We start from the raw sequence: 13980 nt of genomic DNA, 5'->3' as shown, positions 1-13980 counted from the left end.
CCGACGCCTACCTTCGGGCCACGGAGTCGGCGCGGCAAACGTCCGAACGGAGACGACAGGAGAGTCGCTGATGACGACGGAGCATGCAACGCCCGGTGCCGCGAGCCCGGCGATCGACCCCGTCAGCGCCGACGCGGCACAGGTCGCCCAGGCCTTCGGCGTGTCCCCGGACCGGGGTCTGTCCGCCGAGGAGGCCCGGTCGCGGCTCGCGTCCTTCGGTCCCAACCAGCTCGCCGAGTCGAGCAAGGAGTCCGGCCTGAAGGCCTTCCTGCGGCAGTACCAGGACTTCATGCAGGTCATCCTCCTGGTGGCGGCGGTCGTCAACCAGCTCGTGACGCAGGAGACCGGCACCACCGTGGTGCTCGCCGGCCTGACCGTGTTCAACGCCGTGATCGGCCTCCGCCAGGAGGCGAAGGCGGAGGAGAGCGTCAAGGCCCTGGCCCAGATGATGAAGACGATCGCGCGGGTACGACGCGACGGCCAGGCGGTCGAGATCGACGCGCAGGACCTGGTGCCGGGGGACGTGGTGCTGGTCGAGGCCGGCAACCTGATCCCGGCCGACGGTCGGGTCCACCTCGCCGCCACGCTGGAGATCGAGGAGGCCGCGCTCACCGGCGAGAGCCTGCCGGTCGGCAAGTCGGTCGAGCCCGTCCTGGGCGAGGACGTGCCGCTCGGCGACCGCACCTGCATGGCGTACATGAACACGTCCGTCACCCGCGGCCGCGGCGAGATGATCGTGACCGCGACCGGCATGAAGACCGAGATCGGCCACATCGCCACGATGCTGGCCAGCGCGGAGACCAGCAAGACCCCGCTGCAGAAGCAGCTCGACTCCCTGTCCAAGATCATCGCGGCCATCGCCGGTGTGGCCCTGATCCTGGTCCTCATGCTCGGGCTCGCCCGTGGCGAGTCGTTCGACACCCTCTTCGTCACCGGCGTCGCCCTCGCGGTGGCCGCCATCCCGACCGGGCTCCCGGCCGTGGTGACCGCCCTGCTGTCGATGGGCACGCGCGAGATCGCCGACCGCCACGCCATCGTCAAGCGGCTGCCCGCGGTGGAGACGCTGGGCTCGACGTCCGCCATCTGCTCGGACAAGACCGGCACCCTGACCCTCAACAAGATGACCGCGCGGCAGCTGCTCATCCCCGGCCAGAACCGCTACACGGTCTCGGGCGAGGGCTACAGCACGGTCGGCGAGCTCTCCCACGTGGGCGGGCAGAACCACGACCTCGACCCCTACCTCCTGCCGATGGTGCTGTGCGCGGACGCGGTGCTCGAGGGGGAGAACCTGATCGGCGACCCCACCGAGGGGGCCCTGATCGTGCTCGGCGCGAAGGGCGGGCTGGACATCACCGAGACCCGGGCGTCGCTGCCCCGGGTCGCCGAGGTGCCGTTCGACTCCGACTACAAGTTCATGGCGACGTTCCACGAGATGACGGCGGACGACGGCCGCCCCGTCGTCCGGTGCTACGTCAAGGGCGCGCCCGACGTGCTGATCGCCCGCGCCGCCACCTTCCGCAGCCCCGACGGGACGCTGGTGCCCATCACCCCGGACAACCAGCACCTGGCCCTCGAGGCCAACGACCAGATCGCCAACGCCGGCGAGCGCGTCATGGTCGTCGCGCAGCGCGACCTCGACCCGCAGGTCCTCCAGGCCGGCGGCGACCTGATCGACCACGTCCGCGACCTCACCCTGCTCGCGATGGTCGGCATCGTCGACCCGCCGCGCGCCGAGGCGAAGGCGGCCATCGCGGAGTGCCGCGACGCCGGCATCCGCGTGCGGATGATCACCGGCGACCACGCCAGCACGGCGGCCGCGATCGCCACCGAGCTGGGCATCCCCGGCCGGGCAGTGACCGGCAACGAGTTCGCCGCGATGACCGACGAGGAGCTGCTCGGGCAGCTCGACGACATCGGCGTCATCGCCCGGGTGGCTCCGGAGGACAAGGTCCGCCTCGTGACGCTGCTCAAGCGGATGGACAACGTCGTCGCGATGACCGGCGACGGGGTCAACGACGCACCGGCCCTGAAGACGGCGGACATCGGTGTCGCCATGGGCATCACCGGCACCGAGGTGTCCAAGCAGGCCGCGGTGATGATCCTGACCGACGACAACTTCGCCACCATCGTCGGTGCGGTGTCGTACGGGCGGACGCTGTACGACAACCTGCTCAAGTACCTGCGGTTCCAGATGTCGACCCTGGTGGCCTACATCGCCGTCTTCCTCGTCGCCGGCGTCCTCGACATCGCCGACGGCACGCCCCTGGACCCGCTGCAGATCCTGTGGCTCAACATGGTCGTGGACATCCCGCTCGCCATCGCCCTCGGCTTCGACCAGCCGGCGCGCGGCCTGATGGCCCGCCCGCCACGCCCGGTCGGGGCCCCGGTCCTCTCCCGGAGCAACTGGATCCGGCTCTGCGTGCAGGGCGCCGTGATGACCGTCGGGACGTTGGCGGCCTACCAGATCGGCGACGCCCAGGACGGCGGCCTGGTGGCGGCGACCATGCTGCTCACGACGCTGTCCCTGTTCCACCTGGCAGGAGCGCTCCTGAGCCGCGACCAGGTGAACACGATCTTCGACCGGGACGCGATCCCGGCCCTCGCGCAGCTGCGGCGCTACGGGATCGCCCTCCTGGCGATCATCCTCGTCACGAGCATCGACTTCCTGCAGCGCCTCTTCAGCACGACGGGCCTGAGCTTCGCCCAGTGGTGCATCTGCGCCGGTCTGGCGGCGTCGCTCGTCGTCGTCGACGAGCTGATCAAGCTGGTCCAACGGCGTCGCCAGCCGGCGTTCGACGTCCTCCCGATCCCGGCGGCCCCGGTCCACGCCTGAGGCGCGGCACGCCGGGTCCGGGGACCGTCCGCGTGCGACGCTTCTCCCGTGGCACCGGACGGGGCAGGCCAGGACGGCCACGACGACGAGCGGTGGCTCGTGGTCGACGGACGGCGCTGGCGTCGTACGGACCCGGCCGTCCCGGCCGACGCGCTCGCGCGCCTGAAGTCGCACCTCGGGCGCGGACGGTCGGGCGTGCGCACCGCCCGCGACGACGCCGAGCTCGCGGCCACGCGCCACCGCACCCAGCTCGCCAAGGTGGGTCTCGGCGAGCGCGGGACGCCGTGGTGGGAGCAGAGCGACGCCGAGCGACGCGAGCGCTGGGAGTCGGCGCTGGCTGAGCTCGACGCCCTCGACGACTGACGCGCCGGCCCGGGTCGGCATACTCGCCCGGGTGAGCGACCGAGCACCGCACCCCACCGCCGCCGGCCTGGCCGAGCCGCTGCGGTCGCGCTGGAGCCCGAGCGTGTACGACGACGCGCACCGGCTGAGCGGCACCGAGGTCGAGACCCTCCTGCGTGCGGCCCAGTGGGCACCTAGCAAGAGCAACACCCAGCCGTGGGCGTTCTTCGTGTGCGTCCCGGGCACCCCCCAGCACGACCGGCTCGTCGCGACCCTGAGTCGCGGCAACGCCGGCTGGGTGCCGCGCGCGTCGGTCGTCTTCGTCACCGCCGCGCGGGTGCGCGAGAGCGAGGAGCCGGACGCGCCGGCGTACAGCGACCACGCGCTCTACGACGTCGGCCAGGCCGCCGCCCACCTGACCCTGCAGGCCCGGGCCATGGGCCTGCACGCCCACCAGTTCGCCGGCTTCGACCACGAGGCGCTCGCCGAGGCGCTCGACGTGCCCGCCACCCACCGTGTCCTGACGGGCATCGCGGTGGGCGTGCCGGGCGACCCCGCGGAGGTCGACGAGCGCACCGCCGCCCGCGACCGACGCGACCGGGCGCGCAGGCCGATGGACGAGTGGGTGTTCGGTGAGCGGTTCGGCGAGCCGTTCGTGACAGCGCCGCTGGCAGACTCTGGGGCATGACCTCTCTCTCCGACTTCTCGGCCACGGCGATCGACGGCACCGACACCGACCTGGCGCAGTACGACGGCAAGGTCGTGCTGGTCGTCAACACCGCCTCGCAGTGCGGCTTCACCGGCCAGTACAAGGGCCTGCAGCACCTGCAGGACACCTACGCCGACCAGGGCCTCGTGGTGCTCGGCTTCCCCTGCGACCAGTTCGGCAACCAGGAGCCAGGCGACGAGGCGGAGATCTCCGAGTTCTGCGAGCGCAACTTCGGCGTGACGTTCCCGCTGTTCTCCAAGGTCGACGTCAACGGCGACGACGCGCACCCGCTCTTCCAGTGGCTGAAGGACTCCAAGGGCGGCGTGCTCGGCAGCAAGATCAAGTGGAACTTCACCAAGTTCCTCGTCGGCCGCGACGGCCAGGTCATCGACCGCTACGCCCCGCAGACCGAGCCGGAGAAGCTGTCCGGCGACATCGAGAAGGCGCTCCAGGGGTCGCGGTGACCCGGGCCGGCGTCCTCGCCGCGGCGATCGTCGTCGCGGTGGTGGCGTCGGCAGCGCCGGCGACGGCGACGCCGTCGCTGGTCGAGGAGGGCGCCCTCGCGCCCGTCACGAGACCCCTCGTCCGACCAGCGGACGCGACCGTCGGCACCGGCACCCCCGCGTCGTGCACCTCGCGCGCGGTCGTGCGCGCCGTGGCCCAGGGCGGCGTGATCCGATTCGACTGCGGGCCGTCCCCGGTGACCATCGCGATGAAGCGCACGGCGAAGGTCGTCAACACCTCGAGTCGCGTCGTCCTCGACGGCGGTGGCCTCGTCACCCTGAGCGGTGAGGGCCAGCGGCGGATCATCTACATGAACACCTGCGACCGCGCGCAGGTCTGGACGACGTCGCACTGCAACGACCAGGCCGAGCCGCGGCTCGTGCTGCGGCGGCTGCGCCTCGTCGGCGGCAACAGCACGGGTGAGGCGACCGACGGGGGCGGTGGTGGCGCGGTCTTCGTGCGCGGCGGCCGGCTGACGATCGTCGACTCGACCTTCGCCGACAACCGGTGCGACCGCACCGGCCCCGACGTGGGCGGAGCGGCGGTGCGCGTGCTCGACCAGCACCGTGACCGCCCCGTCGTCGTACGCCGGTCCACCTTCACCGGCGGCCGGTGCAGCAACGGCTCGGCGCTGAGCAGCATCGGCGTCTCGTGGCGGATCACCGGCTCGACGTTCACGGACAACCGTGCGATCGGGCGCGGCGCCAACCCCGCGCGCCCCGGCACGCCGGGCGGGGGCTCGGGCGGCGCGATCTACCTCGACGGTGACGACATCCACCTGAGCGTCGAGGACTCCACGATCACCGGCAACCGCGCCCGCGAGGGCGGTGGCGCGATCTTCTTCGTCTCCAACGACCGCACCGGCACGCTGACCATCGACGGCTCGCGGCTGACCGACAACCCGAGCGAGGGCTTCGAGACGATCCCGGGGATCTTCTTCCTCGGCGCGAGCCGGACGATCACCGACTCGGTGGTGCGCTAGCCGGAGCGTCGCCGACGCGACATCACTGCCACCCGAGCGACGCCACCGGCGGGGCGTCGCCGGCCTGCCGGAGCACCGCCGCGGCGGTCCGCGCGTGGGCGAGCGAGAGGAGCGGGTGGTCGCGGTCGCGGAGGTAGGTGTCGTACATCGCCCGGTAGTGGGCGGTCTTGCGGTCGACGCTGCCGTCGTGGCCGAGGTGCTCGACCGGCGAGCCACCGTCGAGCGCCAGCCCGGTCATGGCGGTGTGGTCGAGCAGGACCTCACGGCCGCCTTCCCACCGCATCGTCGTCTGCTTGCTGCTGTCGCCGGTGTGCCAGTTGGCGCACAGGACGCCGGCGCCGGTCGCGAAGCCGACCTCGGTGACCGACCGCGAGCCGTCGGGCGCCGCGCTGTGCGCGCGCACCTCGCACCCGGTCACGAACCGCTCGAGCATCCCGAGCTGGTTCGGCCCGGAGTCGACCCAGGTCGACACGTAGCTCGCACGCCGGGCCGGCGGCATCGCGACGTAGGGGTCGTTGAAGGTCGACAGGACGATGGCCGGTTCGCCCCAGCCGCGCGCCGCGACCAGCCCGACGCCCCACTCGACCTCGGGGGAGAACGCGAAGTGGTTCACCACCCGGACCCGTGCGGCGGCGTCGCTGCGCGACCCGAGCGCGTCGAGCGCCACCGGGTCCTCGGTCAGCGGCTTCTCCGAGAGCACGTCTGCGCCGGTCTCGTCGAGCAGCCGCTGCACGAGGTCGAGGTGGGTGCTGGTCGGGGTGGCGAGCACGAACAGGTCGGGCGCCTGGACGCGCCCGGTCCGCAGGTCGGCCAGGACGGCGTCGAGCCGGTCGTACGCCGGTACGCCGCACCTCTCGCGGGCAGAGGGCGAGGGGTCGGCGGCGAGGACGACGGACACGTCCGACCGGGCGGCGAGGGTGCGGAGGTGCACCTGCCCGATGACCCCCAGACCCAGCAGTCCCACGGTGAGCGGGCTGGTCTCGGCGGCAGGCACGTGCCGATCGTGGTGAACGGCGCGGCGGACCGCAACTAGCCGAGCGAGGGCGCGTCGGGGCCGACGCGCTCGGCCAGCCACTGGGCGACCTGCTCCTCCGAGGGCGCGAGCCCGTCGCTGATGACGTGGGGCGCGACGCGGGAGAAGTAGTCGGTGACGAGGTCGTCCGACTCCCGCACGAGCATGCCGGCGGCCTCGCCGTCGACGATCCACGAGCCGAGCACCACGCGGTTGCCCTCGAAGCTCGGCAGCTCGGTGTAGGCCTGGTAGACCCAGCCCTCGGCGCCGTACCCGCCCGGCATCACCACGTCGTCGAGCACGTCGTCGAGGTGGATGCGGATGTTGTCGCCCTCGCGGCCGTGCAGCGGCTTGGCGACCCAGCGCTCGAGGTCACGCGGCTCGTCGAAGTACGCCGGCAGCAGCAGGCGGTGGCGGGGGAAGAGCTCCCACAGCACCGGGAGCAGCGCCTTGGTGCTGAGGAGCGCCTTCCACGCCGGCTCGAGCCAGCGCGTCGGACGGGACTCCTGCTGCTCGATGACGTGCCGACCGAACGGCTCGGCCAGCATCTCCTCCCAGGCGTAGAGCTTGAAGGCGTTGCGCAGCGGCTCGTCGTGGACGTCGCGGTAGTCGCGGGTGTCGGGGTTCCAGCCGACCTCGGCCATCGGGTGCGCCATCGTGATCCAGCCGGCCTGCACGGCGGTGTCCATCAGGTAGTGGACGGTCATCTCCATCTCGCCGCCGTCGTAGGAGTCCTCCTCGCCGAGGTCGTAGAGGAAGTGCATCCGGTCGCCGTCGAAGTGCCCGGACCGCCGCAGCCTCCGCCACCCGGCGACCAGCCGGTCGTGGACGGAGTTCCACTGGTCCATCTCCGGCATCACGTCCTCCATCCAGTTCCACTGGACGATCCCGGTCTCCACGAGGCCGGTGGGGGTGTCGCCGTTGATCTCGAGCATCTTGACCGACCCGTCGGCGCCGTAGGCCAGGTCGAAGCGGGCGTAGAGCGCCGGGTCTCCGGCCTCGATCGAGCGTCGTACGACGCCCAACGAGCCGGGCGGGAGGCCGAGCCGCTCGTCGGTCATCGTGGTCGCCATGTGGGTGACCGCCTGCAGGCACATCGCCCACAGCTCCTCGGTGGCGGCCTCGAGGGCTTCCACCTCCTCCATGGTCACCTCGTACCAGGCGTCCTCGTTCCAGTAGGGCAGCTCGGAGCCGTCGGGCATCTTCGTGGTCGGGAAGACCAGCCCCTGCTCGACGACGGCGTCGTGCCAGCCCTCACGCGCCCGCGACCGGTGCCGCCACATCAGCCGAGCCCCATCACGTCGTCCTCGCCCCGCTCAGGCGATGCTGGCGCACACGATGGCGCCGACCGAGAGGGCGACGGCCGCGGCCACCTGGGCCAGGGGGCGCACGGGCCCGGGCGCGGTCACGATCTGGCGCAGGTCACCCGGCGTGATCGCCTCGACGGCGAAGAACATGACGGTGTTGAGCGCGATGCCCACCGCGCCGAAGGCGACGGTCCACACCAGCGCCGAGCCGAGCGACGTCTCGCCGTTGGTCCAGATGGCGGTGAAGAGCACCGCCGCGTTGGAGGCCAGCCACGCCGAGGTGACCAGGCCCGCGCCCTTGGAGTGGGCGTGCACCGACTCGTTGCCGTTCTCGTCGACGCCGCGCAGGTGGGTGCCGAGGTGGCCGGGCGTGGCGAGGTCGAGCACGTAGTAGGCCACCACGAGCATCACGCCGCCGACGAGGGCGTACGCGACGGCGTGGAGGAGGGCGTCGAGCAGGTCGGTCACGGGGAGTCTCCTGGGAGTCGTGCGGTGCGGGTTGGGTCGGGCTGACGGGTGGCCGGGGTCAGCCGAAGCCGCGCGAGCTGCCGCCGAAGCCGCCCTTGGTGGTCGCGGACTTCACGGTCGAGCCGCCGGTGGTGGGCAGGCCGCCGCGCTGCACCGTGCCGGTGAGGGTGCGGCCGTTGAAGGTGCCGCCGGTGGCGGTCTGGCCGACGGCCGGCACGACCGATCGCGCGGCGAGGTAGTACCAGAAGAAGCCGGTGCCGGTGCCGTTGTAGTCGGAGTCGTCGTCGCACTGGTCGTCGTCGACGCGCTCCTGGGTGTCCGGGTCGACGCACACGGCGGCGTAGTCGGCGCTCGAGGCGCACCCGGTCAGGCTGCTGGCCATCAGCGCGGTGATGCCCAGCGAGATGCTGGTCGAGCGCATGCGACGGCGCGTGGGCGTGGTCATCGGGGTCCTCCGGGACTTGTCCTGGGAGTCGGGTCGTCGGCCACGGGGCGGCTACGACGCGACGAGGTCGGCGTACTCGGGGTGCTTCTCGATGTACGACCTCACGTAGGGGCAGTCGGGCTTGACCCGCAGCCCGCGCGCGCGGGCGTCGTCGAGCGCGGAGCGCGCCAGCGTCGAGGCGTGGCCCTGGCCGCTGAAGGCCTCCGGCACCTCGGTGTGGATCAGCCGGATCACGTCGCCGTTGAGCCGGTAGACGATGGTGCCGACGAGCTGGTCGCCGGAGCGCAGCTCGTAGCGGTGGCGCTCCGGGGCATCGACGAACTCTGTGTCCACGACCCGAGCCTAGTCGGAGGTGACTTGCCCGTAACCCCGCGCGGGGGAGAGGGTTCGGGGCATGGCAGCAACCGCATCGTCGTACTCGATCACCATGCGGTTGTACACCGCGGCCGACCACAGCGTCGTCGGCGCCGTCGCGACCACCATCGCGCACAACGGGGGCGTCGTCACCGCGATCGACGTCGCCGAGTCGCGCCACGACCGGCTCACGGTCGACGTGACCTGCTCGGCCGCCGACGCCACCCACTCGCAGGAGCTCGTCGCGGCCGTCTCGGGCGTCGAGGGCGTGCAGGTCCACAAGGTCAGCGACCGCACGTTCCTGCTCCACCTCGGCGGCAAGATCGGCGTGCAGTCCAAGGTGCCGCTGCGCACCCGCGACGACCTCTCGATGGCCTACACGCCCGGCGTCGGCCGCGTGTCGATGGCGATCCACGACAACCCCGAGGACGTCCGCAAGCTCACCATCAAGGGCAACTCGGTCGCCGTCGTCACCGACGGCTCGGCCGTCCTGGGCCTCGGCAACATCGGCCCCGGCGCGGCGATGCCGGTGATGGAGGGCAAGGCCGCGCTGTTCAAGCGCTTCGCCGACATCGACGCCTGGCCGATCTGCCTGGCCAGCCAGGACACCGACGAGATCGTCAGGGCGGTCGAGATGATCGCCCCGGGCTTCGGTGGCATCAACCTCGAGGACATCGCCGCCCCGCGCTGCTTCGAGATCGAGGCCCGGCTGCGCGAGTCGCTCGACATCCCGGTCTTCCACGACGACCAGCACGGCACCGCGATCGTCGTGCTCGCCGCGCTCACCAACGCCCTGCGCTGCGTGGAGAAGCAGCTCGCCGACGTCCGGATCGTCGTGTCCGGCGCCGGCGCTGCCGGCACCGCCATCGTCACGCTGCTCCTCGCCGCCGGCGCCAAGGACGTCGTGGTCGTCGACCGCGAGGGAGCCCTCGCCGCGGGCGACGCGTCACTGCCCGCCGCCCACGCCGAGCTCGCCGCCGTGACCAACCCGCGCCGCGCCACCGGCTCGCTGCGCGAGGTGCTCGTCGACGCCGACGTGTTCGTCGGCGTCTCCGCCCCGGGCATCCTCGACCCCGAGTGGATCCCGACGATGGCGCCCAAGCCGGTCGTCTTCGCCCTCGCCAACCCCGACCCGGAGGTCGACCCGGCCGAGGCCGACAAGTACGCCGCCGTGGTGGCCTCGGGCCGCTCCGACTACCCGAACCAGATCAACAACGTGCTGGCCTTCCCCGGCGTCTTCCGCGGCCTCCTCGACGCCGGCGCCTCGGAGGTGACCGTCGACATGCTGCTCCGCGCGGCCCAGGCGATCGCCGACACCGTGAGCGCCGAGGAGCTGCACGCGGCCTTCATCATCCCCAGCGTGTTCCACCCCGACGTGACCAAGCGCGTGGCGTCGGCCATCAGCGGGCGCGAGGGCTGACGACTCTCGCGCTGCGTGCGGTCGGCGTACCCGCCGACATGACGCCGGACCTGTAGGGGCAAACATGCTCCTGTAGGCCTTTGCAAAGGTCTCCGGGTGTCAGGATCCCCGCTCGAGCGGGGACTCCGACACCACGACGGTTCGACACCACGACTGTTCGACGGTTTGACCGGCGACCGACGCCGAGCGGGCGTGCGCTACCCCGCCGGCACCTTGCGCGGCCACCAGAACTTCTCGCCGAGGGTGAGGGCGAGCGCGGGGACCAGGACCGTGCGGACGACGAGGGTGTCGAGGAGCACGCCGACGAAGATGATCGCGCCGAGCTGGGCGAGCACGACGAGCGGCAGGACACCGAGCACCGCGAAGACGGCGGCGAGCAGGATGCCGGCGCTCGTGATGACGCCGCCGGTGGCGGTCAGCGCCCGGAGCATGCCCGTGCGGGTGCCGTGGTCGCGCGCCTCCTCCCGGGCACGGGTGACCAGGAAGATGTTGTAGTCGACGCCGAGCGCGACCAGGAAGAGGAACGCCAGCAGCGGCACCCCGGTGTCCATCGCCTCGAAGCCGAACACCGTCTGGAAGAGCCACCACGAGGCGCCCATGCTGGCGGCGTACGTCGCCACGACGGTCGCGACGAGCAGCAGCGGCGCCACGACCGAGCGCAGCAGCACGAGCAGCGCACCGAGCACCAGCAGCAGGATGAGCGGCATGATCAGCTGCCGGTCGCTGGCGGCGTACTCCTCCGCGTCGAGCGCCTCGGCGTCACCACCGCCGACGTGGGTGTCGTCGAAGTCGGCGACGGCGTCACGGACGTCGAGCACCACCGCCTGGGCCTCGTCGCTGCCGGGGGCCGCGTCGGGCACGGCGTCGATCCGGGCGATGCCGTCGCCGGTGCTGGTGACGCGCGCCGAGTCGACGCCGTCCACCTCCTCCACCGCGCCGAGGACCGCCTGCGGGTCGTCCTTCGTGAGGACCTGCACGGGGTCGCTGGTGCCGGCCGGGAACGACTCGCCCAGCCGCTCGGCGGCCGAGATGGCCTCGGGGCGCTGCAGGAACTGGTCCGCCGGGTCGAGCCCGGTCGTGATGGAGAGCGTGCCGATCGACAGCACCGCCAGGCCGGCGACGGTGGCGGCGACGAAGGTGCGCGGGCGGCGGGACACGGCGTCGCCGACCCGGCGCCACACGCCGCGGGAGTCCACCAGGACGGGGTCGCCGACGTGGGGCACGCGCGGCCAGAACACCCAGCGGCCGAACAGCACCAGCGCAGCGGGCAGCACGACGAGGGCGAAGGTCGCCGCGATGAGGACGCCGACCGCGCACGCCAGGCCGAGGCCGCGGGTGGTCGGGATCGCCGAGAGCAGCAGGGTGAGCAGGCCCAGCACGACCGTGGTGGCGCTCGAGAGCACCGCCTCGAAGGTCCTGCCGAGGGCGTGCGCCATCGCCTCGTGGCGGGACTCCGTCGTCTTGAGCTCGTCGCGGTAGCGCGAGATCAGCAGCAGTGCGTAGTCGGTGCCGGCGCCGAAGACGAGCACGCTGAGGATGCCGACCGTCGACTCGTCCCACGCGACGCCGGCGACCTCGAGCACGTTGGTCGACACGATCGCGGCGAGGCGGTCGGCCACGCCGACGACCGTCAGCGGGATGAGCCAGAGCACCGGGCTCCGGTAGGTGATGATCAGCAGGATCGCCACGACGGCGGCGGTCGCGGCCAGCAGCCGGATGTCGGCGCCGTCGAAGACCTGCCCGATGTCGGCCTGGATGCCCGCGGGACCGGTGACCTGGACCTCGACGCCGTCGGGGGCGTCCTCGCGCAGCTGGGTGCGCAGCTCCTCGACCTTGTCGATGTTGTCGGTGGCGGAGGAGGAGGCGACCGGTACGGCGACGAACGCGGCGGTCTTGTCCTCCGACACCACGACGGGGGACTGCTGCCCCTCGCCACCTCCGGGTGGCCCGCCCTGCTGGCCGGACCCGCCGTCCGGTGCGCCGGACGCTACCTGGCCCTCCGCCTCGGCGCCGGACTGCGAGAGGAGGCCGATCCCCTGCTCGGTCAGCTCGGCCTGGGTCGCCTGGTCGAGCTCCCCGGACTCCGCGGTCCACAGCACGATGGCGACCTGGCCCTCGTCGTCGGGGAGCTGCTCCTCGAGCTCCACCGCGAGCGTGCTGTCGGCGCCGGCCGGCAGCGTGTCCAGGGGCGAGGTCTCGCGCTCGCCCTCGGGCACGAACGCGATCACGGCCAGCGCCAGGAGGATCGGCACGAGGGCGAAGAACCAGGCGAGCCGGCGGCCGGTGATCGCTCGAGCCGGCGCGGGGGTGGGGTGGGAAGGCACGACGTCTCCTCGAGGAGATAGCTAGCGGGCATGATTGCTAAGCAAGTTACTTATCAAGTTAGCGGTGATATCGTGGGCAGGCAAGTGGACGCGTACGACGACGGGGAGGGAGCGCCGTGACCGACGAGCAGCACGCCGCCGCACCCCCGTCGTGGGTCGAGCGCGGCAACGACCGGGCCCAGCCGCCGACGCTCCTCGCGCTGCGCGACCTCGTCACGGCCGGCAGCCGGGTCAACCACGTGGTGTCCCGCCGGGCGGGCCTCAGCGAGACGGAGCTGGTGACGCTCGAGCACCTCAGCCGCGAGCAGATCGGTCCGGCGGAGGTCGCCCGACGGCTCGAGGTGTCGACCGCCGCGGCGACGGGCATCGTCGACCGCCTGGTCGCCCGCGGTCACGTGGAGCGCCGTCCCCACGAGCTCGACCGCCGGCGCACCGACCTGCACATCACCGACTCCGGACGCGCGGAGATCATCGGCCACCTGATGCCGATGTTCGCCGCGCTCGACCGGCACGACGCGAGCTTCTCCGAGGAGGAGAAGGCCGTCGTGCAGCGCTACCTCCGCGGCGCGACCGAGGCGTTCGAGCGGGTGCTGGACGACTGACGGCCGGGCCGACGAGCGCCCGCCCGGTCGTCGTACGTGCTCAGTCCTCGATGCCGGCCATGCGGTGCGCCACCAGCGCGGCGCCGACGATGCCGGCGCGGTTCTGCAGGGTGGCGGGGACCATCTCGGTCTCGACCTTGATGAGGTGGCCGAACTTGTCCCACGACTTGCTGACGCCGCCACCGATCACGAACAGGTCGGGGGAGAAGAGCCGCTCGAGGTGGCGGAAGTATGCCGTGAGGCGCTCGGACCACGCCTCCCAGGTCAGGCCCTCGCGCTCGCGGGCGCTGGTGGCCGTGGTCGCCTCCGCGACGGCGCCGTCCAGCTCGAGGTGACCCATCTCGGAGTTGGGGACGAGCTGGCCGTCCCAGATCATCGCCGAGCCGATGCCGGTGCCGAGGGTGATGACCATGACGAGCCCGCCGCGGCCCTTCGCGGCGCCGTACTCCGCCTCCGCGAGCCCGGCGGCGTCGGCGTCGTTGACCACGTGCACCTCGCGCCCGAGGGCGGCGGTGAAGATGGCGTCGGCGTCCTCGCCGATCCAGGACTTGTCGATGTTGGCCGCCGAGTGCACCACGCCGTGGCGGACGATGCCGGGCACGGTCACGCCGACCGGTCGGGACGAGGCCGGGAAGCTGTCGATGATCTTGCCGAAGACCTCGGCGACCGCCTGCGGGG

At 72.2% G+C, this 13980-nt stretch carries 14 protein-coding genes; 7 read left to right on the top strand and 7 right to left on the bottom strand.

Going from position 1 to position 13980, the window contains the following annotated elements:
• Positions 1 to 70 precede the first annotated feature (70 nt).
• From NYO98_RS17620 to NYO98_RS17600, 5 genes are read left to right on the top strand one after another with little or no spacing between them, the layout of a single operon-like run.
• Positions 71 to 2833, top strand: coding sequence for a cation-translocating P-type ATPase (locus NYO98_RS17620; protein WP_268113058.1), 2763 nt, complete (start codon positions 71 to 73; stop codon positions 2831 to 2833).
• 48 nt (positions 2834 to 2881) lie between these two features.
• Positions 2882 to 3196 (top strand): hypothetical protein, encoded by a 315-nt coding sequence (locus NYO98_RS17615; protein WP_268113057.1) that lies wholly within the window; start codon positions 2882 to 2884, stop codon positions 3194 to 3196.
• 31 nt (positions 3197 to 3227) lie between these two features.
• A complete protein-coding gene (locus NYO98_RS17610; RefSeq protein ID WP_268113056.1) occupies positions 3228 to 3863 on the top strand; it encodes a nitroreductase family protein in 636 nt (211 codons plus the stop codon).
• Positions 3860 to 4348, top strand: coding sequence for a glutathione peroxidase (locus tag NYO98_RS17605; protein WP_268113054.1), 489 nt, complete (start codon positions 3860 to 3862; stop codon positions 4346 to 4348). The genes NYO98_RS17610 and NYO98_RS17605 overlap by 4 nt, the downstream gene beginning before the upstream one ends.
• Entirely contained in the window at positions 4345 to 5370 is a 1026-nt protein-coding gene (locus tag NYO98_RS17600; RefSeq protein WP_268113053.1) for a right-handed parallel beta-helix repeat-containing protein, read from the top strand. The genes NYO98_RS17605 and NYO98_RS17600 overlap by 4 nt, the downstream gene beginning before the upstream one ends.
• 22 nt (positions 5371 to 5392) lie before the next feature.
• Here NYO98_RS17600 and NYO98_RS17595 read toward each other — a convergent pair whose 3' ends face one another.
• Genes NYO98_RS17595 through NYO98_RS17575 form a run of 5 tightly spaced genes read right to left on the bottom strand, consistent with a single transcriptional unit; the run spans position 5393 to position 8935 of the window.
• Positions 5393 to 6364, bottom strand: a complete 972-nt coding sequence (locus tag NYO98_RS17595) for a Gfo/Idh/MocA family protein (RefSeq protein WP_268113052.1) — start codon at positions 6362 to 6364, stop codon at positions 5393 to 5395.
• A 35-nt stretch (positions 6365 to 6399) separates the two neighbouring features.
• Positions 6400 to 7665: a glutathionylspermidine synthase family protein gene (locus NYO98_RS17590; protein WP_268113051.1), complete on the bottom strand. Its 1266-nt coding sequence runs from the start codon at positions 7663 to 7665 to the stop codon at positions 6400 to 6402.
• A gap of 33 nt (positions 7666 to 7698) precedes the next feature.
• The gene (locus NYO98_RS17585) at positions 7699 to 8157 is read right to left on the bottom strand and encodes a DUF350 domain-containing protein (protein WP_268113049.1); all 459 of its coding nucleotides are present in this window, start codon (positions 8155 to 8157) and stop codon (positions 7699 to 7701) included.
• A gap of 58 nt (positions 8158 to 8215) precedes the next feature.
• Positions 8216 to 8602 (bottom strand): hypothetical protein, encoded by a 387-nt coding sequence (locus NYO98_RS17580; protein WP_268113048.1) that lies wholly within the window; start codon positions 8600 to 8602, stop codon positions 8216 to 8218.
• 51 nt (positions 8603 to 8653) lie between these two features.
• Positions 8654 to 8935, bottom strand: a complete 282-nt coding sequence (locus NYO98_RS17575; RefSeq protein WP_268113047.1) for a GNAT family N-acetyltransferase — start codon at positions 8933 to 8935, stop codon at positions 8654 to 8656.
• Positions 8936 to 8996: 61 nt separating this feature from the next.
• Between NYO98_RS17575 and NYO98_RS17570 the strand changes: the two genes are divergently transcribed.
• Positions 8997 to 10376 carry an NAD-dependent malic enzyme gene (locus NYO98_RS17570; RefSeq protein WP_268113046.1) on the top strand — a complete coding sequence of 460 codons (1380 nt, stop codon included), beginning with the start codon at positions 8997 to 8999 and terminating at the stop codon, positions 10374 to 10376.
• Between the two features lie 197 nt (positions 10377 to 10573).
• Here the strand turns inward: NYO98_RS17570 and NYO98_RS17565 are convergent, their stop codons facing one another.
• Complete coding sequence (locus NYO98_RS17565) at positions 10574 to 12700, bottom strand: MMPL family transporter (protein WP_268113045.1); 2127 nt, start codon at positions 12698 to 12700, stop codon at positions 10574 to 10576.
• A 116-nt stretch (positions 12701 to 12816) separates the two neighbouring features.
• Here NYO98_RS17565 and NYO98_RS17560 point away from each other — a divergent pair, with 116 nt between their 5' ends.
• Positions 12817 to 13302, top strand: coding sequence for a MarR family winged helix-turn-helix transcriptional regulator (locus NYO98_RS17560; protein WP_268113044.1), 486 nt, complete (start codon positions 12817 to 12819; stop codon positions 13300 to 13302).
• Between the two features lie 40 nt (positions 13303 to 13342).
• Here the strand turns inward: NYO98_RS17560 and ppgK are convergent.
• Positions 13343 to 13980: polyphosphate--glucose phosphotransferase (gene ppgK, locus NYO98_RS17555; protein ID WP_268113042.1), on the bottom strand; the 638-nt coding region annotated here is incomplete at its 5' end.

Origin of the sequence: Nocardioides pini (genome assembly GCF_026712185.1) — a bacterium.
GTDB lineage: Bacteria > Actinomycetota > Actinomycetes > Propionibacteriales > Nocardioidaceae > Nocardioides > Nocardioides pini.
Note: the sequence above shows the minus strand (reverse complement) of the source record. Positions and strands in the feature narration are given on the sequence as shown.